Genomic DNA, 23,179 nt, shown 5'->3' with positions numbered 1-23,179 from the left:
CCCCCCACAGAAGTTCTTGCCAGCGAAGTTCAGCCAGGCTCCACCGTCCCGATGAAGTTCGCCAGCTCGGCCGTCTGCGGATCGGCGAACAGCACCTTCGGGTCTCCCACTTCATGCACCTTGCCCTGGTGCATGAACACCAGCTTGTCCCCCACCTCCCGGGCGAAGCGCATTTCATGGGTGACCATGATCAGCGTCATGCCTTCCTTGGCGAGTTGGCGAACCACGCTAAGCACTTCGTTGACCAGCTCCGGGTCCAGGGCCGAGGTGATTTCATCGCACAGCAGCACCTTCGGCGACATCGCCAGGGCGCGGGCGATCGCGACTCGTTGCTGCTGTCCGCCGGACAAACGGTCCGGGAAGGCGTCGAATTTCTCGCCGAGCCCGACCCGCTCCAGCATCTGCCGCGCCAGCTCGGCCGCCCGGGCTTTGGGCACTTTTTGCACAACCTGGGGCGCGAGCATCACGTTCTCGCCGACCGTCAGGTGCGGGAACAGGTTGAACTGCTGGAACACCATCCCGACTTTCTGGCGCAGGCTGCGCAAGTCGGCGCGTGCCGCGTCGAGGTACTCGCCATCGACTTCGATCACGCCGTCGTTAATCGATTCGAGACCGTTGAGGGTGCGCAGCAAGGTGGATTTTCCCGAACCGCTGCGGCCGATGATCGCCACCACCTGGCCTTCCTCGACGCTCAGGTCGATGCCTTTGAGCACGTGGTGATCGCCGTAGTACTTATGCAGGGCGGAAATTCTAAGCAGAGGCATGCAGTCTCCTTTCCAGGTAGCGCGCGCTGAGGGACAAGGGGTAACAAAGGAGGAAATAACCGAGGGCCACCAGGCCGTAGACCATGAACGGCTCGAACGTGGCGTTGGCGAGCATGCCGCCGGTCTTGGTCAGTTCGGTAAAGCCGATGATCGAAGTGACGGCCGTGCCCTTGACCACCTGCACGGAGAAGCCCACGGTCGGCGCCACGGCAATCCGCAGGGCCTGGGGCAGAATCACGTAGCGCAACTGCTCCAGCGGGTTGAGCGCAAGGCTCGCGGACGCTTCCCATTGGCCGTTGGAAATCGAATCGACACAACCGCGCCAGATCTCCGCCAGGTAAGCGCTGGTAAACAGCGTCAGGGCAATCGCCGCAGCCATCCAGGGCGAAATTTCCACTCCGGCCAGGGCCACGCCAAAGAACACCAGGAACAATTGCATCAACAGTGGCGTGCCCTGGAACAGCTCGATATAGGTCCGGGCGATATTACGCGGCAGGGCGCGTTTGGAGATGCGCAGCACCATCACCAGCAAGCCGATCACACCGCCGCCAATAAATGCCACCAGCGACAGCGCCAGGGTCCATTGCAGGCCGGTGAGCAGGTTGCGCACCACGTCCCAGAAAGTGAAATCGCTCATTGGCTGCTCCTGGCAATGTAGCGACGCCCGATCCAGTTGAGAAACTGGCGGATCAACAGCGCCATGCACAGATAGATCAGCGTCGTCAGCGCGTAGGTTTCGAACGCGCGGAAGTTGCGCGACTGGATGAAATTGGCGGCGAAGCTCAGCTCTTCGGTGGCGATCTGCGAACAGACGGCGGAGCCGAGCATCACGATGATGATCTGGCTGCTCAGCGCTGGCCAGACCTTGCCCAGGGCCGGCAGCAAGACCACGTGGCGGAACGCTTCGAAGCGGCTCATCGCCAGCGCCGCGGCGGCTTCCAGTTGCCCTCGCGGGATGGCCTGGATACCGGCCCGGATGATCTCGGTGGAATACGCGCCGAGGTTGATCACCATCGCCAGCACCGCCGCCTGCCACTCGGAAATCTGCAAGCCCAGGGACGGCAAGCCGAAGAAGATGAAAAACAGCTGGACCAGGAACGGCGTGTTGCGGATCAACTCCACGTACACGCCGAATATCGCCGCAAACGGGCGGATATTCCACGCCCGAACCAGCGCCCCGACGATGCCCAGGCCAACCCCGAGCAACGCGCCGATGGCCGTCAGTTCAAGGGTGAACAGCGCGCCGCGCAACAGCAGCTCGGTGTTTTGCACCACCGGCAGGAAATCGAACTGATAAGCCATGCTCAGCCTCTCAAGCGACGTTCAGAGGTCGGCCGGCAGCGGCTGCTTGAGCCAGGTCTGGGCATTTTTCTCCAGGCTGCCGTCGGTCTTGGCCGTAGCGAGGATCTGGTTGACCTTGTCCAGCAGCGCCGGCTCGTTCTTGTTCACGCCCACGTACACCGGCGAGTCCTTGAGTTTCACTTTCAACGCCGGAACGCGCTTGGGGTTGCGCTCGCTGATGGCGACCATCACCACGTTGCCGCTGGCGATCAGGTCCACCTGGCCGGCCAGGTAGGCGGCGATGGTCGAGTTGTTGTCTTCGAAGCGCTTGATGGTGGTGCCTTCGGGGGCGACCTTGGTCAGCTCGATGTCTTCGATGGCGCCACGGGTGACACTGATGGTCTTGCCCTTGAGGTCGTCCAGGCCATTGATGGCGGCGTCAGGCGGGCCGAATACGGCCAGGTAGAACGGCGCGTAGGCGCTGGAGAAATCGATGACTTTTTCACGCTCCGGGTTCTTGCCCAGGCTGGAAATCACCAGGTCGACCTTGCCGGTGGTCAGGAACGGGATGCGGTTGGTGCTGTTGACGGGCGTCAGTTCAAGCTTGACCTTGAGCTGGTCGGCCAGCAGTTTCGCCGTGTCGATGTCCAGGCCGCGTGGCTTCATGTCCGGACCCACGGAGCCGAACGGCGGAAAATCCTGGGGCACCGCAACCTTGAGCGTACCGCGCTTGACCACGTCTTCCAGGCCATCGGCGTGGGCGGGCAACTGGCAAAGCATCAGGCTGGCAAACAGGGCAGTGAGCAGGACGCTGCAACGCTGGATCATGGTGAATCTCCGCGGTCGATGATGTGATTTCGCTGATCGGACAGAGCACAGGCCATGCCAAAGGCTTCGTTGATCGACCAAAGCCGCGTTTTTGCTAGCGGGCATCGGTCTGACTGGTCTGAACAGTTGCGTTGCGTTTCGCACCTTTATCGAGCGTTGGTACAGGCCGCCGAACCCTGCTGGGGCACGACTTGCCGGGGGCTTCGAATAGCTTTACAACTAGCCGCTCATTGACTCGGTCTACCTGAAAAACCATGAATTCCATTGCTCGTGCTGTGCCTGAAGTGGCGCTGCAAGCCATCCGCAAACTCATCGCCGACGAAGGCTTCGGTCCAGGCGATGCGTTGCCCTCGCAACGGGACCTGGCCTTGCAACTGGGGGTGAGCCGGGCGTCCCTGCGTGAGGCGCTGTCATCACTCAGTGCCCTGGGGATGATCAGTGTGCAGCCGGGCCGGGGCGTATTCGTGCAATCGCCAGCGCAGGAACCGCGCAGCGAATCGACACCGGGGTGGCCCTTCGCGGCCCAGGCCTCGCCCGTGGATATCTTTCAGCTGCGCTATGCCCTCGAAGGTTTTGCAGCTGGATTGGCAGCCGTGACGTTGAGCGTCGATGAACTCGATGCGCTGGACGATAACGTCGAGGCCATGCGCCGAGAATTGAAGGCTGGGGATTTCGATGCGGCGGCCCAGCTGGATTTCGAATTTCATCGGCGCATCCTGCTGGCCAGCGGTAACCAGGCGATGCTGAGCATCCTCACCGCCAGCGCCGATATTTTCCTGGAGAGCCAGAAGCTACCGTTCATCAGGGCGGAGCGGGCGATGGAAACCTGGCAGGAACATCGCAAGATCCTTCGCGCGTTGGCCCGCCGAGCCTCGGCCCCCGCACAAAAAGCCATGCAGGAACATGTACGTAACGCTGCGCTGCGTACCGGTATTTCCTTTGTCGCGCCTGCAGGCCCATGATGCCGGCGATACCCTAAGCCATCGACGGTCATAGCGAGACTCAATCAAGTGCGGCTTCCTGAACCTGGGAAGGGCAGCTATGATGGGCCACGTTTTTTTGCTGATTACCCCGGAGATTTCCATGAGCAGCGATCTGATCAAACACGTTAGCGACGCTAGCTTCGAAGCTGACGTACTCAAGGCCGAAGGCGCAGTGCTGGTCGACTATTGGGCTGAGTGGTGCGGTCCTTGCAAAATGATCGCTCCTGTCCTGGACGAAATTGCCGAGACCTACAAGGGCAAACTGACCGTCGCCAAGCTGAACATCGACGAAAACCAGGAAACCCCGGCCAAGCACGGCGTGCGTGGTATCCCGACCCTGATGCTGTTCAAGAACGGCAACGTCGAGGCCACCAAGGTCGGCGCGCTGTCGAAGTCGCAACTGGCAGCTTTCCTCGACGCCAACATCTAAGCGTCGAATGTTCTGCCAAAAGCCCCGCAAATCGCGGGGCTTTTTCGTTATCCAGGGCTAGACGCTCGTAAATCGAGGTGTTACATTCGGCCCCGCACTGGTTTCTCCATTGCCCCCTGCAAGCCGTCGCCGACGCTCTCCTTTCGAACAAGTACGCGATCCTGTCGCCTTCTCCGCGGCGCGGCCTCATTAAGCCAAAAGCTTAATTTCCCCCTCCATAAATGATTACGTCATTCCTATATGAATCTGACTGAACTCAAGCAAAAGCCGATTACCGAACTGCTCGAATTGGCCGAACAGATGGGCATAGAAAATATGGCCCGTTCGCGCAAGCAGGACGTGATTTTCTCCCTGCTCAAGAAGCACGCTAAAAGCGGCGAGGAAATCTCCGGTGATGGCGTGCTGGAGATTCTCCAGGACGGCTTCGGCTTCCTCCGCTCCGCGGACGCTTCCTACCTCGCCGGCCCGGACGATATCTACGTCTCGCCGAGCCAGATCCGTCGCTTCAACTTGCGCACCGGTGACACCATCGTTGGCAAGATCCGCCCTCCGAAGGAAGGCGAGCGTTACTTCGCGCTGCTCAAGGTCGATACGATCAACTTCGACCGTCCGGAAAACGCGAAGAACAAGATTCTCTTCGAGAACCTCACCCCGCTGTTCCCGACCGTGCGCATGAAGATGGAAGCCGGCAACGGTTCCACCGAAGACCTCACCGGTCGTGTCATCGACCTGTGCGCACCTATCGGCAAAGGCCAGCGCGGTCTGATCGTGGCGCCGCCGAAAGCGGGCAAGACGATCATGCTGCAGAACATCGCGGCCAACATCGCCCGCAACAACCCTGAAGTTCATCTGATCGTGCTGCTGATCGACGAACGTCCGGAAGAAGTGACCGAAATGCAGCGCACCGTGCGCGGCGAAGTGGTTGCCTCGACGTTCGACGAGCCGCCAACCCGCCACGTGCAGGTTGCCGAGATGGTGATCGAGAAGGCCAAGCGCCTGGTCGAACACAAGAAGGACGTGGTGATCCTGCTCGACTCCATCACCCGTCTGGCCCGTGCCTACAACACCGTGATCCCGAGCTCCGGCAAGGTACTGACCGGTGGTGTCGATGCCCATGCCCTGGAGAAACCGAAGCGTTTCTTCGGTGCCGCACGGAACATTGAAGAAGGCGGCTCGCTGACTATCATCGCCACCGCGCTGGTTGAAACCGGCTCGAAGATGGACGAAGTGATCTACGAGGAGTTCAAGGGTACCGGCAACATGGAACTGCCCCTGGACCGTCGCATCGCCGAGAAACGTGTGTTCCCGGCCATCAACATCAACCGTTCCGGTACCCGTCGCGAAGAATTGCTGACGGCCGATGACGAGTTGCAGCGCATGTGGATCCTGCGCAAGCTGCTGCATCCGATGGATGAAGTGGCGGCCATCGAGTTCCTGGTCGACAAGCTGAAAACGACCAAGACCAACGATGAGTTCTTCCTGTCGATGAAGCGCAAGTAAGTCGAGCAGGCCAGCAAGAGCCGGGGAAACCCGGCTTTTTGCTGTCTGTGCATTCACTATTGCGAACGGGCGGCGTTAAACTCGGGCCCCCGAACGCCACGGTCACCATGAGGCTTTGCATGCAGTATCGCGACTTGCGCGACTTTATCAGCGGTCTGGAACAGCGCGGCGAACTCAAGCGCATCCAGGTGCCGGTGTCCCCAGTGCTGGAGATGACCGAGGTCTGCGACCGCACCCTGCGGGCAAAGGGCCCGGCGCTGCTGTTCGAAAATCCGACCGGCTATGACATCCCGGTGCTGGGCAATCTGTTCGGCACACCGGAGCGTGTAGCCTTGGGCATGGGGGCCGAAGCTGTCAGCGAACTGCGCGAGATCGGCAAGCTGCTGGCGTTCCTCAAGGAGCCGGAGCCGCCGAAGGGCCTGAAGGATGCCTGGTCGAAGCTGCCGATTTTCCGCAAGATCATTTCCATGGCGCCGAAAGTCGTCAAGGACGCGATCTGCCAGGAAGTGGTGATCGAGGGCGACGCAGTCGACCTCGCCATGCTGCCGGTGCAGACCTGCTGGCCGGGCGACGTGGGGCCGCTGATCACCTGGGGCCTGACCGTCACCAAAGGGCCGAACAAGGATCGCCAGAACCTCGGTATCTACCGTCAGCAGGTGATTGGCCGCAACAAGGTCATCATGCGCTGGCTGAGCCATCGGGGTGGCGCGCTGGATTATCGTGAGTGGTGCGAAAAACACCCTGGCCAGCCGTTCCCGGTTTCGGTGGCCCTGGGCGCGGATCCAGCGACGATCCTCGGCGCCGTCACGCCCGTGCCGGACAGCCTCTCCGAATATGCCTTCGCCGGCCTGCTGCGGGGCAACCGCACCGAGCTGGTGAAATGCCGTGGCAACGACCTGCAAGTGCCGGCCACCGCCGAGATCATTCTCGAAGGCGTGATCCACCCCGGCGAAATGGCCGATGAAGGTCCTTACGGCGACCACACCGGTTATTACAACGAGGTGGACAGCTTCCCGGTGTTCACCGTCGAGCGCATCACCCACCGGATCAAGCCGATCTACCACAGCACCTACACCGGACGTCCGCCCGATGAGCCGGCTATCCTCGGTGTGGCGCTGAACGAAGTGTTCGTGCCGATCCTGCAGAAGCAGTTCCCGGAGATCACCGACTTCTACCTGCCACCGGAAGGCTGCTCGTACCGCATGGCCGTGGTGACCATGAAGAAGTCGTATCCGGGGCATGCCAAGCGGGTGATGTTGGGCGTCTGGTCGTTTTTACGACAATTCATGTACACCAAGTTCGTTATTGTCACTGATGACGATATCAACGCACGGGACTGGAACGACGTGATCTGGGCCATCACTACGCGCATGGACCCCAAGCGCGACACGGTGATGATCGAGAATACGCCGATCGACTACCTCGACTTCGCCTCGCCGGTGTCTGGCCTGGGGTCGAAGATGGGGCTCGATGCCACGCATAAATGGCCCGGTGAAACCACCCGTGAATGGGGCCGGGTTATCGTCAAGGATGAAGCCGTTACCCAACGGATCGATGCCATCTGGAATCAGTTAGGAATAGATTGATGCGTGTAACCTTGCAGCCTTCCGGCGCGGTGCTGGAGATACAGCCGGCGGAGCGGATTCTCGATGGCGCCCGCCGCCTGGGCTACGAATGTCCGCAGAGCTGCCGCAATGGCAATTGCCACGTCTGTGGCGCGCTGCTGGTGGAAGGTCGCGTGACGCAGGCCGGTGAGGTGCGTGATCACGGCGAGATCTTCACCTGCATTGCCGAGCCGCTGGAGGATTGCGTGGTGCTCTGGGATGGCGTGCTGGCGCCGGGTGAACTGCCGGTGCGCAACCTGGCGTGCCAGGTCACCGAATGCAGTGACGTCGGCGGTGATGTCTGGCGGGTGCGTCTGCGGGCGCCGGCGGGCAAGCCGCCGCGCTATCACGCCGGGCAATATTTGATGATCGAGCGCGAGAACGGCGAAAAATCGGCGTTCTCCCTGGCCTCGGCGCCGCATTCGGGGCGGGACCTGCAGCTACATGTACTGGCGCGCGAAAGCAGTGCGCTGGCGCTGCTGGAGCAACTGCGGCGCAACCCTACCGTGCGCATCGAAATGCCGTTTGGTGATACCCACTTGTCCGAGTTGCCGGATGGCCCCCTCGTCCTGATCGCCGCTGGAACCGGCATGGCGCAGATGCACAGCCTGATCGAGCACTGCCGGGCAGCGGGGTTCAAGTACCCGGTGCATCTGTATTGGGGCGTGCGGCGGCCGGAGGATTTCTATGAAATCGAGCATTGGGAGGAGTGGAAAAAACTGCCGAACCTGTTCCTGCACAAAGTCGTCAGCGACTTATGCGGCTGGGAAGGGCGCTGCGGAATGCTCCATGAAGCCGTGTGCGAGGACATCAGCGATCTTTCCAGCGTCCACGTCTACGCCAGCGGCTCGCCGGCGATGATTTACGCCACGCTCGATGCGCTGGTGGAGGCCGGGATGGATGCTCATCAGATGCGTGCCGATGTGTTTGCGTACGCGCCCCGGGCTTGAACTGCGTTCGTCCAATCCAGGCCCCAGTGAGTTCTTCGTGGCGAGGGAGCTTGCTCCCGCTCGGTTGCGCAGCGACCGCCTCATCCGGGACTGCTGTCCAGCGGGAGCAAGCTCCCTCGCCACGAAGAACGGATGCCCGCCGATATAACGCCACATATTTCGTTTCGGTATTTAGTTCTGAGCGCTAGATACCGATAACGTATATGGAAGCCCGATGGCATCCAACTTGCCTTCGTTCCTTCAAACGCCAGTACCTTGGCGTTGCCAAGCCATTCACCATCAGCGAGGAGCCCTCCGCTACCGGCCATGACCGCTATCGAATCCGCCATCACCTGCGCGCTGTACCCGCCACGACTCGAACTGGGGCCGCAGCTGACCCGTGAGCAGTTGCTCGCCTCGATGCGCTCGACCATGAGCCTGCATCAGGGCGGTCCGGTCTGGCTGTTCGCCTACGGCTCGTTGATATGGCGGCCCGAATGCACGGCGGTGGAGCGTATGCGCGGCCGGGTGCACGGTTATCATCGCGGGTTGTATCTGTGGTCCCATGAGCACCGTGGCACCCCGGAGTTGCCAGGGCTGGTGTTCGGGCTGGATCGCGGCGGCTCGTGCAGCGGTTTCGCCTACCGCTTGCCGGACGAAAACCTGCAGGATTCGCTGTTGGCCCTGTGGCAACGCGAGATGCCCGTGCCGTCCTATCGGCCGCACTGGCTCAGCTGTCGGCTGGAAGATGGCAATCGGGTCCAGGCCTTGGGTTTTGTCTTGGAGCGACACCTGCCCAGCTATGCCGGCAATCTGCCGGATCATGTGCTGAGCCAGGTGTTTGAAAGCGCCTGCGGGCGGTATGGCACGACTCGCGATTATGTCGAGCAGACCATCCACGCCCTGCGCAGCCACGCCATGCCAGACCGTAATCTGGAGGCGCGGCTCAAGCGCTGCAGATCAGCGCTGGATCAGGCGACCGCGTCGCGGCTCTGACTGGCGATCTGCTTGTGCCACAGGGTTGGTGCAAGGAATGCCATGGCCAGCAGGCAGGCACCGACCAGCAGGATGAAGCCGCCATCCCAGCCGAAATGGTCCACGGTGTAGCCCATGGCGGCGCTGGCCGCGACTGAGCCGCCGAGGTAGCCGAACAGACCGGTGAAACCCGCAGCGGTGCCGGCGGCTTTTTTCGGTGCCAGTTCCAGCGCCTGCAAGCCGATCAGCATGACCGGGCCATAAATCAGGAAGCCGATGGAGACCAGCGCGATCATGTCGACGGTCGGGTTGCCAGCGGGGTTGAGCCAGTACACCAGCGTTGCCACGGTCACCAGGGCCATGAACACCATGCCGGTCAGGCCACGGTTGCCGCGGAAGATCTTGTCGGACATCCAGCCGCACAACAGCGTGCCCGGAATGCCAGCCCATTCGTAGAAAAAGTAGGCCCAGGAGCTTTTGTCCACGGTAAAGCCCTTGGCTTCCTTGAGGTAGGTCGGCGCCCAGTCCAGCACGCCGTAGCGCAGCAGGTAGACGAACACGTTGGCCATGGCGATGTACCAGAGCATCTTGTTGCGCAGCACGTACTTGACGAAGATTTCCTTGGCGCTGAATTCGTTCTCGTGGCTGGCGTCGTAGCCTTCCGGGTAGTCGTCCTTGTATTTCTCGATCGGCGGCAGGCCCACCGATTGCGGGGTGTCGCGCATGGTCGCGAAGGCAAACACTGCAACGACGAGCGCTACGGTGGCCGGCACATAGAACGCCGCGTGCCAATCATTGAACCAGGCCATCCCCAGCAGGAACAGCGGACCAATCAGGCCGCCGCCGACGTTGTGCGCCACGTTCCACACCGACACCACGCCGCCGCGTTCCTTCTGCGACCACCAGTGCACCATGGTCCGCCCGCTTGGCGGCCAACCCATGCCCTGGGCCCAACCATTGATGAACAGCAGGATAAACATGATCGTCACGCTGGACGTTGCCCAAGGCGCGAAACCGAAGATGAACATGACTCCCGCTGACACCAGCAGGCCGAAGGGCAGAAAATAACGGGGGTTCGAACGGTCGGACACCAGGCCCATCAAGAACTTCGACAAGCCGTAAGCGATGGCAATGGCGGACATGGCCAGGCCCAACTGTCCGCGGCTGTAGCCCTCATCAATGAGGTACGGCATGGCCAGGGAGAAGTTTTTGCGCAGCAGGTAGTAACCGGCATAACCAATGAAAATGCCGGCGAATATCTGCCAGCGAAGGCGCCGATAGGTGCTGTCTATTTTTTCTTCAGGCAACGGAGCCTGATGTGCGGCAGGACGAAAGAAAGCAAACATTCAAGGGCTCCAGATTTCTTGTTTTGACTGCGGATGCGAATGTTACAGTTTCATTACCGAAAATAGCACCGCTCGTTGTCGCATAAACAGCGGAAATTTCGATGGATGGTGTTCTTAAGTGAACATGTCGCTCAGGCATACGTTGGGGGCGCTGTAGGAATCTTCACGGCTGGCGTTCTCCCGATGCTTTCATGACAGGAAAGGAGGGAAACGTCCTTCAACCAAATGAGAGGTATCGCCATTCAACCCAAAAGGCGCGGCCTTTACCCTTTACGTTTTGCCGGGTCAGGCATTCAAAAGGGTGGGTTATGAGGTGGTTTGCTGCGATGTTGTTATTGTGTCTGTCTGGGTCGAGCTGGGCGGAGGGAATGGCATTGGTGCCAGAGAACAACCCCAAGCCAGGATATCCGACAGCTCTGAACCGGGCAGGTGTCATGGGAGCGGTCAGGGCCGGCTTCACGGTGCACGCCGATGGTCGTGTCAATGAGGTCGCGATTCTGCACAGCGACGATCCGGAGTTTGCCGAGGCCGTTCGAGAAGCGCTGATTGAATGGCGGTTCAAGCCCTGGACGGTTGATGACAAGCATCCCGCCCAGGTGGATGTCGTGGCACCGTTCGAATTTCGTCTGGACGACGCACCGATTGATGCCAATAAATGGATCAAGACCTGGCGATGCTCGGTCATCACCTCCTATGCCAGCGATCAACTGCATGTGCAGGACCTGCTTCCCTTCCATTACACGCGCAGCTACCTGTCCAACGTATTTTTTGTCAAACAACTGCCCGAAGCCGAGCGCCTGGCAATGATCGCTCGATTCAACCGGCTGCTGCCCTCGATCCTGCAGCGCTGCGGAACGTTTCCCGCATCGCGGTATGTGAAAATGTTGCCGGAGGAGATTCGTGCATTGCTTTAGCTGGGCTATAGAAGCGTCACCGCTGCTCGCGGCGCCGCTTCGAAAAAATTTTATTCTGGCTTGAAGCCAGGTTTGCTGTTTTGCTCTCGCCAGCGTTCAATGCTGTCGAGTATTCCCTCTGGGGTATCTTCAACTCCCTCGTCAGGGTAGAAAATTATATCGGTTCCGTCCGGATGTTCCGACGTGTCGACAATCTGATGGACCAGTGCATCAAACTCAGATTCGGATGAATAATCTTTATTAAATAAGCGCTCGATCAGTAGCAAAAACTCTTTACGGGTATATTGTTCGTATGGTTTGGTAATCATTCCTGCTCACCATTGTATTTTGAGTGAGTATTAATATGGCCTTTAGGTGTCGTGATAGCCATATTGTCTACGTCGTATACGTCGCCACCCTTGCCGATCGGGTGAACGTGATGAACCTCAAATTTTTCTCGCCCCCCAACTTGTTCGTTACGCGGCGCATAAGGGGAGTAGCCGTCTTTCATTATCGCTTGATTTCGGGAGCTGAATTGTTTGACCAGTTCAGGTTCATTTGCAACAGCGGCCCATAGTTTTTCCCTGAAGCTATCAAAGGTTCTCATTTCTTGATCACGCAACCTATCCGCTATCTGGCTGGGAATCGGAGCACCGTTTGGTCCACTTGCCGCTCTCAGCCAGTCGTTACCGACCGTTTTTCCTGTTCCACTTACCGTACCCGGTTCATATCGCGGCCCGGTCCGACTCGCCATGACGTAGACTGGCTTGATCCCCGATTCCATCGGGAAAACCAGCACATAATCATCAATGTCGGCGTCATCACAGGCTGGGTGATCGTCTGCTCTCCCTTCTATCTGAGTAATCCTGGCCCCGGGAAGAATCCTGATCTCCGGCTGCGTTGCAGGCGATTCGGTTGAGCCCAGATGATTGTTTCCTGGAGGGACATCCGGCGTCCAGGTCAGCGTTCGGGGAAGAGCTCCTTCTGTTATGAATGTGTAGAGATTTGTTTGCGGATCAAGCGATACGTTTCTGATCCTGATTTTATCGGATAGGTTTTTGCCGGTGGGTGAAAGGTAAAATTGGCTGTGTTCTCCTCTAATCGATGACACGACCCGAAACGGTAGATGCGCCACGCTAGCACCTGAAATTAATTGGAGTTCCTCCGCCGCTTGAGATAAAGGAATGCTGATCACCACCGCATTGCGCTGCAGTTCACCGTTGGCAATTGGCGTGGAGTAGAACACTGCTACTCCGAGTGCCGCCAGAGGTCCTCCCGATACGGCGACTCTCGCTTTTTGAAGTAGATCAATGGCGCCTTGTAGGGAGAAAGGGGAGCCTTCATATCCGGCAATCAGGCCGTCAGGAGCAGTGATCAGCGGTCGCGCCGAAGTCATCGCACCGTTGAAGGTGGGTAGCGAAATATTTTCGATACGGTATTTCGACCGAAAGACTGCATCGATATCTGCTTGCGCCTTACGCAGCGAGGCCTCGCGAGAGCTACTCCTTGATGAATCGGAAAGGCCCCCCGCCGAAAGCGCAGCCTTGGTTGCGTCTTGATGCGCGGCGGCCAGCTCCCGGTGTTTTTGTCGCATCCAAGTCAATTGTTGGTCGACGTCTTGGGGCTGGGCATGGTTGAACTGATGGAGCAATTCGTTGAAATGCCCCGCCAATGCGGACGCAATTTTCTGTTTTCGTTCTTGTTCAGCTTGTTGCGCCATCGCTCGGGCTTGCGCTTGCTTTCGTGCCTGTTCTATCTGCTCGGCTGCAACACGAAGCTGTTCTTTCACGCGTTCGGCCGATTGAGCGCGGTCTATCAGACTGGCAAATGTATTTGCTGTTCTTGTTAGATGTTGAACGGATTCTGAATGCAGAAGGGAGGCATGGTAGTCCTGCCATCGCTTTCCCAGTTTTGTCTTTTCTTGTAGAACAACGAGGTTATTAAGTGCTTCGAGTTCGGGCTTGCTGAGTGGCGGCTTGATGTTCGGGTTGGCTTTTGCATAGGCAGCGATAGCTGCCCGCTCGGTTGTGATGATTTGGGTTACGATTGTCTTGTGAATTCTTAACAGTTGAGAAAGGGGCAAGCCGGTTGTTACCCCCAGCAGCGATGAAACTTTCTTCAGCAGAAATTCAGGGAGAAGCTGGAGATGGATGTTTTTTTCTTGGTTGATAAACCTGAGCTTGGCATCAAGAGTGGTTGTTGAGTTGCTTTTTTCAGCTTGGGTGCCAGTGAGGAACTGCTCGGCTGTCTGGGATGACTGCTCCAATTGTCCAGCGAGAATGTCTTTTTGCAGGGAAAGTCGCTTTAACTCTAACGCCGATCGGTACGCATCATCTATGGCGGCGTAAGCGACTGCAATATTCGGAGGGGAGGTCTGTAGGCTGTCCATTATTTTCTTGAAGGACAATTCCTTCATTAGAAAAAATGGATTCTGGCCGTAGAGCGAGTAGGCGCTTGTGGTGCGTGCTTGATAGTCCAACTCTTTGGCTTGAAGGGCTCTTGCCGTTGCCTGCTGTTCTGTAATTACTTTTTCAAACGGCGAAAGTTGGCGATCGCCTATTGCGGATCTTTTTATCTGATCGAGTTCTTGTGTGGTGGTTTCGGTCAGTTTTATAAAAGTGTTGCTATAGTCTGCATCGATGGATTCACTATTGGCTATCCGTTCTCTCAACATGTCATCCCATGCGTAGGGAATAGAAGCGTTGTGTCTTTGTGAGCTTCTACCGGTCCCTCTATGAGGCCCATCGTTCAGTCCCCACGCTATAAAGCCTCCAGTGTTGAAGTCCGGTAACCTTCGCCCTGTTATCGGGATGGGCGGTATTTCGTATGAGCCTGGGCCTAGCTGTATATGCGGTCCCAAATATTATCCGCGTTATCCATATGACTTATCCATGTCCGATTGGTGTCGCTAGTAAAAAGCACTCGCTGCTGCGCGTGCTGTGCAGGCGAAACAGGTTCGCCTAATTTTTCGACGGAAGTGCGGTAACTATCTACTACCCGGCCGGCTTGTATTTATGGCTGATGGGCATTGCAGAACGGCGCAGAGCAGTCACAAAGAAAAAGGCCAGAGCCACCTCATCGGTGGCTCCGGCCCTTTTTACCCGGTAGGGGTTTCAGCGAACCTGCACGACCACCTTGCCCACCGCCTTGCGCTGCCCCAGGTCATTGATCGCCTGGGCGGCATTGCTCAACGGATAGACCTGCGACACCAACGGGTTCAATTTGCCTTCGGCGAACCAGCCAAACAGTTGTTGGAAGTTGGCGGCGTTGTCCTGGGGCTGGCGTTGGGCGAAGGAGCCCCAGAACACGCCTACCACGGCTGCGCCCTTGAGCAAGGCCAAATTCACCGGTAGCTCGGGGATGCGCCCGCTGGCGAAGCCGACCACCAGCAGCCGGCCGTTCCAGGCGATGGCGCGGACCGCCTGGTCGAACAGGTCGCCGCCCACCGGGTCGTAGATCACGTCGGCACCCTGGCCGTCGGTGAGGCGTTTGATTTCGTCCTTGAGGCTGGCTTCGGTGTAGTTGATCAGTTCATCGGCGCCGGCGGCCTTGGCCACCGCGAGCTTTTCCGCGCTACTGGCGGCGGCAATCACCCGGGCGCCCATGGCCTTGCCGATTTCCACCGCCGCCAGGCCGACGCCGCCGGAGGCTCCGAGCACCAGCAGCGTTTCACCGGGTTGCAGGTTGGCCCGTTGCTTGAGGGCATGCATCGAGGTGCCGTAGGTCATGCTGAAAGCGGCGGCGGTGTTGAAGTCCATGGCGGCAGGAATGGGCAGCACGTTGTAGCCCGGGACTGCTACCTGTTCGGCGAAACTGCCCCAGCCGGTCAGCGCCATGACCCGGTCACCGACTTTCAGGTGACTGACCTTCTCTCCCACCTCGCTGACGACGCCCGCTGCTTCGCCGCCGGGAGAAAACGGGAAGGGCGGCTTGAATTGATATTTGCCTTCGATGATCAACGTGTCAGGAAAATTCACCCCGGCGGCGTGCACGTCCAGCAGCACTTCGTTCTTCTTCACGACGGGGCTGGCGACGTCTTCCAGCACCAGCGATTCGGCGGGACCGAATTCTTTGCACAGCACGGCTTTCATCAGGGCTATTCCTTTGGGAGTGATGGCCGATAAGTGTAGGTGTGAGAGTCAAGGGGTCAACGAGCATGCCCCGCCCTGATAGCCAGCCATAAGCTTGTGCTGGGACGACGGGTCGGTATGCTGGGCCGCAAATCGGATGAGGAGTCGAATGTGAAAGCGTGGATCATGTTGATGCTGGCCCTGTCGTTGCCTGTGGCGGCGATGGCCGAAGAAGCCAAGGAAGCCAAAGAAGGCGAGGCGCCGAAGGTCAGTTACATCACGCTCAGCCCGCCATTCGTGGGCAATTATGGCCTGGACGGAACGACCAAGCTGAAGGTCTACAAGGCCGACGTTGCCCTGCGCGTGACCGGTGACGCCGCCGCTGCGGCGGTGAAGGCTAACGAGCCGTTGATTCGCAATCAGTTGGTGGCGCTGTTCGCCCAGCAGACGACCGAAACCATGAACAACCTTGAAGCCAAGGAAAAGCTGCGGCAGGAAGCGTTGAAGCAGACCCAGCAAGTGATGAACGACGAGACGGGCAAGCCGATGGTGGATGATCTGTTGTTCAACAACCTGATCATTCAATAGGTTTCTGTTCGGGCGGGCCCCTTCGCGAGCAGGGCTCGCTCCCACAGAGGATGGCGTTGTGCACAAGATTTTCTGTGCGAGCGAGCCTGCTCGCGAAAGCGGCCGACAGGCCACCGCATTGGTCAGGATTTCAACGCAATGACCGCCGCCCACTGCTCAGCTGTCACCGGCATCACCGACAGTCGCGAGCCTTTTTGCACCAGCGGCATTTCGGCCAGGGCGGACTGCTGTTTGAGGTAGTCGAGCTTCAGCACCCGTTGGAATGTCTCGACATGGGCGACGTCGAGGGCGGTCCAGGGGTTTTTCTCCGGGCTGGCCTTGGCGTCGTAGTAATGACTGCCAGGTTCCAGAGCCGTTGGGTCGGGATAGGCGGCCTTGATGATTTTGCCAATTCCGGCAATGCCTGGCTCCGGGCAGCTGGAGTGATAGAAGAAAAATGAGTCGCCGACCGCCATGGCTCGCAGGAAATTGCGCGCCTGGTAGTTGCGAACCCCGTCCCAGCGCGCTTGGCCGAGCTTTTCCAGGCCCTGGATGGACAATTCGTCGGGCTCGGATTTCATCAGCCAGTAGGCCATGATTTCTACTCCTGGGTGGTGGCGGTAAAAAGGTTCAGCGATTTTATGACAAACCGACAGTCGGTTGACGCCAGCATTTGCGTGTCGGTTCACGTTGCCGCAAAATGCCGGCCTTCCAAGCTTGACGCTGCTGCACGGCCAGATAAGAAAACCGCTGCTGTCATCGTGTGTGATATGCCTTGAGGGGGGCAATCGATGAAACGCAAACCGGATTTGTTGTGGGTCCTGGTCATTCTGTTTGGCCTGGGTGTCGTCACCACGGGTTATGCCCAGAGCTTATGGGCCAACAAAAATGATGCACCGATGGAAATCACCCAGCCCGCGCCGGCACTCAAGCGCTGAGCCGTCTTCTGGACGCCGCTGCTTCGCGGCGTCTAGCTCGCCAGATACCAACGCCTGTCACTGACCGTTCCCTGTAACGGTACATCCCAGCTTGCCTGCGCCAATCGTTCGACCTTCTGACACTCATGGGCCAGGCCCAGCAACGTCGGCTTGCGCCATTGTTTGCGTCGCGACAGATACGCCAGGCTGCGGTCATAGAAGCCGCCGCCCATGCCCAGGCGTCCGCCGGCATCGTCAAACCCCACCAACGGCAGCAATACCAGGTCCAATGTCCAGACCTTGCGCTGTCGGGCGATATTTTTGCGTGGTTCCGGAATACGAAAACGATTGGGCTGCATTTTTTCACCGGGATGGATCCGCTGGAAGACCATTCTGGTTTGCGGCCAGGGACTGAGCACCGGCAGGTAAGTCGCCTTGCCCCGACGTTGGGCGGCGCGCAGCAGCAGGCGTGGATCGATTTCACCGTCGTTGGGCAGGTACAGGGCGATGTGTCTTGCGCGGCGAAACAGCGGATGCTGTGCCAGTTGTCGATACAGCCCGTCGGCGGCTTGCCGTTGCTGGGCCGGGGTCAGGGCACGACGGGCCTGGCGTAGCAGGCGGCGAAGTTGTGGGCGGGTCGGCAACGCAGGTTCGGTCATATCGATGCTTCGCGAGACGGTGACATCGGCACAGCGTAACCGCAAACGGCGGGACCAGAAAACGCCAAACGCCAGAAACGACAATGCCAGTCATGATGACTGGCATTGTTTCAAGAATCAGGCTCCCCGGATGAACCGCTGTCGGCTTAGCCCTTGAACCCGAAAGTTCAAGGTGGAAGTTGCAGGAGGCGTTAAGGCTTTCCGTCAAGCGGACATGCACACCGGCCCCAACGTGCAACCCCCGTGGTTGTGCGTATCGGCTCAGGGACATCACCAACTGGCAAGCACCCCAGGGAGTGACGCAAGTATACCCCAGGCTGCCTCGCGAATCAGCCCTTGCTGACGTCCGGATCGGTAGCCAGTACCAGATCCACCCGATCGAGCAGGTCGCGGACCTGTTCGCGGGTCGAGCCGCTGACCTGTACGTCCGGCGTATCCTGGCGGTGCAGCAGGTCGTGGGTGATGTTCAAGGCGGCCATCACGGCGATGCGATCGGCGCCGATGACTTTGCCGCTGCTGCGGATCTCGCGCATCTTGCCGTCCAGGTAACGGGCGGCGCTCACCAGGTTGCTGCGTTCTTCCTGGGGGCAGATGATCGAATACTCTTTATCGAGGATCTGCACGGTAACGCTATTGCTTGAACTCATGAGTCTTGCTCCAGGGCCTTGAGGCGCGAAATCATCGATTCGACCTTACGCCGGGCGATTTCGTTTTTTTCAATGAGGTGCGCGCGTTCCTCGCGCCAGGTTTTTTCCTGAGCTAATAGGAGTCCGTTTTGGCTCTTAAGTTGCTCGACCCGGTCAATTAGCAGCTCGAGTCTGGCCATCAGCGCTTGCAGGTCGGTGTCTTCCATTGTGTCCACTGAAGAATGTGTCTGATGGAGGGATTTGGGTCGCACAGCCTTTAATGGTCTTGGCGAGTCTGTCGATGTAGGATACAAGGCCTCCATTCTAGACATAGCGCCGTCTGGCGCCTAGCTGCCCATGCCCATTCAGAATTCTCCGTACCAAGCCTTTGCCACCCTGCTGAGCACCAGCGGCCACCCTGTCTCGCCCGCCGAACTGCATGGCCTGCTGCTCGGCCGCAGCTGTGCCGGCGCCGGTTTTGAGGCCGACGGCTGGTTGGCCGATGCCGCCGAACTGCTTGAAGGCGAGCCGGCGGACAACGTGCGCAACGCGCTCATCGGCCTGCAGGAAATGGTCAAGGGTGAATTGACCAGCGACGACATGACCGTCGTCCTGCTGCTGCCCACCGATGACGCGCCGCTGGCTGAACGCGCCGCTGCGCTGGGTCAGTGGTGCCAGGGTTTCCTCGCAGGCTTCGGCCTGACCCGCCGCGAATACGCCTTGAGCGATGAAGCCAAGGAAGTATTGCAAGACCTGGCGGCCATCTCCCAGGTGCAGGACGCCCTGGAAGAATCCGACGACGGCGAGAGCGACTACATGGAAGTGATGGAGTACCTGCGGGTCGCGCCGTTGCTGCTTTTTACCGAGACCAAGAAAACCGATGCAGCGGCGCCCAAGCCGTCCTTGCATTAATTTTTAGAGGGAACACCGTCTGCCCATGATTCATATCCCGAAGTCGGAATACAGTCGTCGCCGCAAGGCCTTGATGGCGCAGATGGAACCCAACAGCATCGCAATCCTGCCCGCCGCCGCCGTTGCGATCCGCAACCGCGACGTCGAGCACGTCTATCGCCAGGACAGCGACTTCCAGTACCTCAGCGGCTTCCCCGAGCCGCAAGCGGTGCTGGTGTTGATACCCGGTCGCGCTCACGGCGAGTACATCCTGTTTTGCCGCGAGCGCAACGCCGAACGTGAACTGTGGGATGGCTTGCGCGCTGGCCAGGAAGGGGCGATCCGGGACTACGGCGCCGACGACGCGTTTCCCATCACCGACATCGACGACATCCTGCCGGGCCTGATCGAAGGTCGCGACCGGGTCTATTCGGCCATGGGCAGCAACCCCGAATTCGACCGGCACCTGATGGAGTGGATCAACGTGATTCGCTCCAAGGCCCACCTTGGTGCCCAGCCGCCGAACGAATTTGTTGCCCTGGATCACTTGCTGCACGATATGCGCCTGTATAAATCGGCGGCGGAAGTGAAAGTGATGCGCGAAGCGGCGCGGATTTCCGCCCAGGCGCACATCCGCGCCATGCAAGCGGCACGTCCCGGATTGTACGAATACAGCCTGGAAGCCGAGCTCGACTACGAATTCCGCAAGGGCGGCGCAAAGATGCCGGCCTACGGTTCCATCGTCGCGGCGGGGCGCAACAGTTGCATCCTGCATTACCAGCAGAACGACGCGCCGCTCAAGGATGGCGACCTGGTGCTGATCGACGCCGGTTGTGAAATCGACTGCTACGCCAGCGATATCACCCGTACCTGGCCGGTCAGCGGCAAGTTTTCGCCCGAGCAGAAGGCGATCTATGAAGTCGTACTGGCGGCCCAGGAAGCGGCGTTCGCTGAAATTGGCCCGAACAAGCATTGGAACCAGGCGCATGAAGCTACGGTCCGGGTCATTACCGAGGGCCTGGTGCGTCTCGGGCTGCTGGAAGGCGCGGTGGACCAGTTGATCACCAGCGAAGCCTACCGGGCGTTCTACATGCACCGTGCCGGTCACTGGCTGGGCATGGACGTGCACGACGTCGGTGAATACCGGGTCGGTGGCGAATGGCGCGTGCTGGAGGTTGGCATGGCCTTGACCGTGGAGCCGGGCATCTACATTGCCCCGGACAATCGCAGCGTAGCGAAGAAATGGCGCGGCATTGGCGTGCGCATCGAGGATGACGTGGTGGTGACCAAGACCGGTTGTGAAATCCTGACCCGCGGCGTGCCGAAAACGGTCGTCGAGATCGAGGCCCTGATGGCCGCTGCACGGACTCAAGCGGCATGAGCCGGGTCAACGTGGCGATCATTGGTGGCGGCCTGGTCGGCGCAAGCCTTGCGCTCGCCTTGCAGGCAGGCGCCAAGGCCAGGGGCTGGAAGATCATGCTGATCGAGCCGTTCGCCCCCGGCGACACCTGGCAGCCGAGCTATGACGCGCGCTCGTCGGCGCTTTCCTTCGGTGCGCGACAAATCTATCAGCGCCTGGGCCTCTGGCAGGAAATTTCCCGCCGCGCAGAGCCGATCAAGCAGATTCATGTTTCCGACCGCGGACGGTTTTCCACCGCTCGGTTGTCCGCCATGGAGGAGGGCGTGCCGGCCCTCGGCTACGTGGTGGAAAACGCCTGGCTCGGCCAGTGCCTGTGGCAAGGGCTGGACAAGGACGTGGTCAGTTGGCGCTGCCCGGCGCAAGTCACCCGGATGGAGCCGCTTGTCGCCGGTTATCGTTTGACCCTGGATGACGAAACCACCCTGGAATGCGACCTCGCCGTACTGGCCGACGGTGGACGCTCCGGACTGCGTGAGCAGTTGGGCGTCGGCGTGCGCAATCGCCCTTACGACCAGAGCGCGTTGATTGCCAACGTCACACCCAGCGAAGCCCACAATGGCATGGCTTTCGAACGCTTTACCGACGATGGCCCGATGGCCTTGTTACCGCTACCGGAAAATCGCTGTGCATTGGTCTGGACTCGCCAGGGCATGGATGCGCAACGGCTGGCGGCCCTCGATGAGCGCAGTTTCCTCAGTGAGTTGCAGAGTGTGTTCGGCTATCGCCTGGGCACATTGAAGCAGGTGGGCGCGCGACACCTTTATCCGCTGGCGCTGGTGGAAGCCGAAGAGCAGGTACGTCCGCACCTGGCAATCCTCGGCAATGCTGCCCATAGCCTGCATCCGATCGCGGGGCAGGGCTTCAACCTGTCCTTGCGCGACGCGCAGGCACTGGCCGATGCATTGCTCGGGGCCGACAGCACGCCTGGCGACTTCTCTGTATTGCAGGCCTATCGCGAGCGCCAGCGGATGGACCAGGCCCTGACCGTCGGCTTCTCCGACCAGGTCACGCGGCTGTTCAGCAGTGATCTGCCGCTGGTATCCGTGGGCCGCAATCTCGGCCTCCTGGGCCTTGACCTGCTGCCCCCGGCCAAGCGCTGGTTCGCTCGCCAGGCCATGGGATTGGGGACTCGCCCCGATGCTTGATACGGCTCATTCCTTTCACCGGCGGCTGATGTCGCCAGCAGCACAGGCTTAAAGCATGGAATTGCGCGCAGATCTGTTGATTGTCGGGGCCGGCATGGTCGGCAGCGCCCTGGCGCTCGCGTTGCAGGGCAGCGGCTTGCAGGTGTTGTTGCTCGACGGCAGCCCGCTGAGCGTCAAGCCCTTTGATTCCCAGGCAGCGTTCGAACCCCGGGTCAGCGCCCTGTCGGCGGCCAGCCAGCGGATTCTCGATCGTCTGGGCGTCTGGGACGGTATCGTCGCCCGACGCACCAGTCCCTACACCGACATGCACGTCTGGGACGGTAGCGGCACGGGGCAGATTCATTTTTCCGCCGCCAGCCTGCATGCCGAAGTGCTTGGCCACATCGTCGAGAACCGCGTCGTTCAGGATGCCCTGCTGGACCGATTGCATGACTGCGACCTGGGCCTGCTGGCCAATGCGCGCCTGGAGCAGATGCGCCGCTCCGGCGACGACTGGCTGCTGACCCTGGCTGATGGGCGCACCTTGCGCGCGCCACTGGTGATTGCCGCCGACGGGGCGAACTCCGCCGTGCGCCGCCTGGCGGGGGTCGCCACTCGCGAGTGGGACTACCTGCATCACGCGATCGTCACCAGCGTGCGCTGCGCCGGACCTCATCGCCAGACCGCATGGCAACGCTTCACCGACAACGGTCCGCTGGCCTTCCTGCCATTGGCGCGCGACGGTCAGCAGGACTGGTGCTCGATCGTCTGGTCGACCACGCCTGGCGAAGCGCAGCGCTTGATGACGCTGGATGACAGCGCTTTCTGCGCCGAACTGGAGCGGGCTTTCGAGGGCCGATTGGGCGCGGTGCTCGGCGCCGATCCGCGCGTCTGCGTACCGCTGCGCCAGCGCCACGCCAAGCGTTACGTGGCCGAAGGGCTGGCGCTGATCGGCGATGCGGCGCACACCATCCATCCCCTGGCCGGGCAGGGCGTCAACCTGGGTTTCCTGGATGCCGCGGTGTTGGCCGAGGTGCTGTTGCAGTCCGCCGGGCGTGGCGAGCGGCTGGCCGACCTCAAGGTGTTGAGCCGCTATGAGCGGCGGCGCATGCCCCATAACCTGGCGCTGATGGCGGCGATGGAAGGCTTCGAACGGCTGTTCCAAGCCGATCCATTGCCGGTGCGCTGGTTGCGTAATACCGGACTGAAGCTGGTAGACCGGATGCCGGAGGCCAAGGCGCTGTTCGTACGCGAGGCGTTGGGGCTGACCGGGGATTTGCCGGATCTGGCCAAGGTCTGAGAGGTGTTTTGGGGCTCATGGCCTCATCGCGAGCAAGCTCGCTCCCACAGGTTTCACTGAATCAGATGTGGG

25 protein-coding genes and 1 other RNA gene are annotated in these 23,179 nt (G+C 60.0%); 13 read left to right on the top strand and 13 right to left on the bottom strand.

Translation table 11 applies throughout. The annotated features are described in order from the left end of the window. Positions 1 to 29: 29 nt before the first annotated feature. The 4 genes from ACE04F_RS06250 to ACE04F_RS06235 are packed head-to-tail and all read right to left on the bottom strand — an operon-like array spanning position 30 to position 2,873. Positions 30 to 764, bottom strand: a complete 735-nt coding sequence (locus ACE04F_RS06250; RefSeq protein WP_486105456.1) for an amino acid ABC transporter ATP-binding protein — start codon at positions 762 to 764, stop codon at positions 30 to 32. Continuing rightward, positions 751 to 1,401: an amino acid ABC transporter permease gene (locus tag ACE04F_RS06245; protein WP_198724570.1), complete on the bottom strand. Its 651-nt coding sequence runs from the start codon at positions 1,399 to 1,401 to the stop codon at positions 751 to 753. Before ACE04F_RS06245 ends, ACE04F_RS06250 begins: the two co-directional genes overlap by 14 nt. After that, on the bottom strand, positions 1,398 to 2,066 hold the full coding sequence (locus ACE04F_RS06240) for an amino acid ABC transporter permease (protein ID WP_486105455.1): 669 nt from the start codon (positions 2,064 to 2,066) through the stop codon (positions 1,398 to 1,400). The genes ACE04F_RS06245 and ACE04F_RS06240 overlap by 4 nt, the downstream gene beginning before the upstream one ends. 21 nt (positions 2,067 to 2,087) lie before the next feature. After that, complete coding sequence (locus ACE04F_RS06235) at positions 2,088 to 2,873, bottom strand: transporter substrate-binding domain-containing protein (RefSeq protein ID WP_486105454.1); 786 nt, start codon at positions 2,871 to 2,873, stop codon at positions 2,088 to 2,090. A 254-nt stretch (positions 2,874 to 3,127) separates the two neighbouring features. Here ACE04F_RS06235 and ACE04F_RS06230 point away from each other — a divergent pair, with 254 nt between their 5' ends. The 6 genes from ACE04F_RS06230 to ACE04F_RS06205 all read left to right on the top strand — a co-directional run bounded on the left by ACE04F_RS06230 (position 3,128) and on the right by ACE04F_RS06205 (position 9,315). Next, on the top strand, positions 3,128 to 3,835 hold the full coding sequence (locus ACE04F_RS06230) for a FadR/GntR family transcriptional regulator (RefSeq protein ID WP_486105453.1): 708 nt from the start codon (positions 3,128 to 3,130) through the stop codon (positions 3,833 to 3,835). 121 nt (positions 3,836 to 3,956) lie between these two features. After that, positions 3,957 to 4,286 (top strand): thioredoxin TrxA, encoded by a 330-nt coding sequence (trxA, locus tag ACE04F_RS06225; RefSeq protein ID WP_003206727.1) that lies wholly within the window; start codon positions 3,957 to 3,959, stop codon positions 4,284 to 4,286. Positions 4,287 to 4,526: 240 nt separating this feature from the next. Beyond that, positions 4,527 to 5,786, top strand: coding sequence for a transcription termination factor Rho (rho, locus tag ACE04F_RS06220; protein WP_003206716.1), 1,260 nt, complete (start codon positions 4,527 to 4,529; stop codon positions 5,784 to 5,786). A gap of 119 nt (positions 5,787 to 5,905) precedes the next feature. Further along, positions 5,906 to 7,372: a 4-hydroxy-3-polyprenylbenzoate decarboxylase gene (ubiD, locus tag ACE04F_RS06215; protein ID WP_434571014.1), complete on the top strand. Its 1,467-nt coding sequence runs from the start codon at positions 5,906 to 5,908 to the stop codon at positions 7,370 to 7,372. Further along, positions 7,372 to 8,340, top strand: a complete 969-nt coding sequence (locus ACE04F_RS06210; RefSeq protein ID WP_434571016.1) for a CDP-6-deoxy-delta-3,4-glucoseen reductase — start codon at positions 7,372 to 7,374, stop codon at positions 8,338 to 8,340. Before ubiD ends, ACE04F_RS06210 begins: the two co-directional genes overlap by 1 nt. A gap of 306 nt (positions 8,341 to 8,646) precedes the next feature. Then, entirely contained in the window at positions 8,647 to 9,315 is a 669-nt protein-coding gene (locus ACE04F_RS06205; RefSeq protein ID WP_486105452.1) for a gamma-glutamylcyclotransferase, read from the top strand. Here the strand turns inward: ACE04F_RS06205 and glpT are convergent. After that, positions 9,291 to 10,640 (bottom strand): glycerol-3-phosphate transporter, encoded by a 1,350-nt coding sequence (gene glpT, locus ACE04F_RS06200; protein ID WP_486105451.1) that lies wholly within the window; start codon positions 10,638 to 10,640, stop codon positions 9,291 to 9,293. The two genes, ACE04F_RS06205 and glpT, sit on opposite strands and share 25 nt — an antisense overlap. A gap of 368 nt (positions 10,641 to 11,008) precedes the next feature. Between glpT and ACE04F_RS06195 the strand changes: the two genes are divergently transcribed. Beyond that, a complete protein-coding gene (locus tag ACE04F_RS06195; RefSeq protein ID WP_486105450.1) occupies positions 11,009 to 11,554 on the top strand; it encodes an energy transducer TonB in 546 nt (181 codons plus the stop codon). A gap of 50 nt (positions 11,555 to 11,604) precedes the next feature. On the opposite strand, the gene ACE04F_RS06190 is transcribed toward ACE04F_RS06195, so the two are convergent. The 3 genes from ACE04F_RS06190 to ACE04F_RS06180 form a co-directional block, all read right to left on the bottom strand. Next, a complete protein-coding gene (locus ACE04F_RS06190; RefSeq protein WP_486105449.1) occupies positions 11,605 to 11,862 on the bottom strand; it encodes a bacteriocin immunity protein in 258 nt (85 codons plus the stop codon). Next, positions 11,859 to 14,207, bottom strand: a complete 2,349-nt coding sequence (locus ACE04F_RS06185) for an S-type pyocin domain-containing protein (protein ID WP_486105448.1) — start codon at positions 14,205 to 14,207, stop codon at positions 11,859 to 11,861. Before ACE04F_RS06185 ends, ACE04F_RS06190 begins: the two co-directional genes overlap by 4 nt. A gap of 439 nt (positions 14,208 to 14,646) precedes the next feature. Beyond that, positions 14,647 to 15,624 (bottom strand): NADPH:quinone oxidoreductase family protein, encoded by a 978-nt coding sequence (locus ACE04F_RS06180; protein ID WP_486105447.1) that lies wholly within the window; start codon positions 15,622 to 15,624, stop codon positions 14,647 to 14,649. Between the two features lie 150 nt (positions 15,625 to 15,774). Here ACE04F_RS06180 and ACE04F_RS06175 point away from each other — a divergent pair, with 150 nt between their 5' ends. Beyond that, positions 15,775 to 16,191, top strand: a complete 417-nt coding sequence (locus ACE04F_RS06175; protein WP_434571024.1) for a flagellar basal body-associated protein FliL — start codon at positions 15,775 to 15,777, stop codon at positions 16,189 to 16,191. Positions 16,192 to 16,313: 122 nt separating this feature from the next. On the opposite strand, the gene ACE04F_RS06170 is transcribed toward ACE04F_RS06175, so the two are convergent. Then, complete coding sequence (locus ACE04F_RS06170; RefSeq protein WP_486105446.1) at positions 16,314 to 16,766, bottom strand: EVE domain-containing protein; 453 nt, start codon at positions 16,764 to 16,766, stop codon at positions 16,314 to 16,316. A 195-nt stretch (positions 16,767 to 16,961) separates the two neighbouring features. On the opposite strand from ACE04F_RS06170, the gene ACE04F_RS06165 reads away from it, so the two are divergent. Next, the gene (locus tag ACE04F_RS06165) at positions 16,962 to 17,108 is read left to right on the top strand and encodes a hypothetical protein (protein ID WP_305498028.1); all 147 of its coding nucleotides are present in this window, start codon (positions 16,962 to 16,964) and stop codon (positions 17,106 to 17,108) included. 32 nt (positions 17,109 to 17,140) lie between these two features. Here the strand turns inward: ACE04F_RS06165 and ACE04F_RS06160 are convergent, their stop codons facing one another. The 4 genes from ACE04F_RS06160 to ACE04F_RS06145 all read right to left on the bottom strand — a co-directional run bounded on the left by ACE04F_RS06160 (position 17,141) and on the right by ACE04F_RS06145 (position 18,599). Next, positions 17,141 to 17,746, bottom strand: a complete 606-nt coding sequence (locus ACE04F_RS06160) for a 5-formyltetrahydrofolate cyclo-ligase (protein ID WP_486105445.1) — start codon at positions 17,744 to 17,746, stop codon at positions 17,141 to 17,143. 119 nt (positions 17,747 to 17,865) lie between these two features. Further along, a non-coding RNA gene (gene ssrS / locus ACE04F_RS06155) (6S RNA) lies at positions 17,866 to 18,045 on the bottom strand. 30 nt (positions 18,046 to 18,075) lie between these two features. Further along, complete coding sequence (locus ACE04F_RS06150; protein WP_039590276.1) at positions 18,076 to 18,393, bottom strand: cell division protein ZapA; 318 nt, start codon at positions 18,391 to 18,393, stop codon at positions 18,076 to 18,078. Beyond that, the gene (locus ACE04F_RS06145) at positions 18,390 to 18,599 is read right to left on the bottom strand and encodes a TIGR02449 family protein (protein ID WP_003177365.1); all 210 of its coding nucleotides are present in this window, start codon (positions 18,597 to 18,599) and stop codon (positions 18,390 to 18,392) included. Before ACE04F_RS06145 ends, ACE04F_RS06150 begins: the two co-directional genes overlap by 4 nt. Positions 18,600 to 18,729: 130 nt before the next feature. Here ACE04F_RS06145 and ACE04F_RS06140 point away from each other — a divergent pair, with 130 nt between their 5' ends. From ACE04F_RS06140 to ACE04F_RS06125, 4 genes are all read left to right on the top strand, one after another. Then, a complete protein-coding gene (locus tag ACE04F_RS06140; RefSeq protein ID WP_486105444.1) occupies positions 18,730 to 19,284 on the top strand; it encodes a YecA/YgfB family protein in 555 nt (184 codons plus the stop codon). 25 nt (positions 19,285 to 19,309) lie between these two features. Then, positions 19,310 to 20,644: a Xaa-Pro aminopeptidase gene (pepP, locus tag ACE04F_RS06135; RefSeq protein ID WP_486105443.1), complete on the top strand. Its 1,335-nt coding sequence runs from the start codon at positions 19,310 to 19,312 to the stop codon at positions 20,642 to 20,644. Next, positions 20,641 to 21,828: a 2-octaprenyl-6-methoxyphenyl hydroxylase gene (gene ubiH / locus ACE04F_RS06130; protein ID WP_486105442.1), complete on the top strand. Its 1,188-nt coding sequence runs from the start codon at positions 20,641 to 20,643 to the stop codon at positions 21,826 to 21,828. Before pepP ends, ubiH begins: the two co-directional genes overlap by 4 nt. 61 nt (positions 21,829 to 21,889) lie before the next feature. Continuing rightward, a complete protein-coding gene (locus ACE04F_RS06125) occupies positions 21,890 to 23,107 on the top strand; it encodes a 2-octaprenyl-3-methyl-6-methoxy-1,4-benzoquinol hydroxylase (protein WP_486105480.1) in 1,218 nt (405 codons plus the stop codon). Positions 23,108 to 23,179: the final 72 nt, after the last annotated feature.

The sequence above is a fragment of the Pseudomonas sp. AGC41 genome, assembly GCF_057334555.1.
This window is presented reverse-complemented; position numbering and strand designations above follow the sequence as displayed.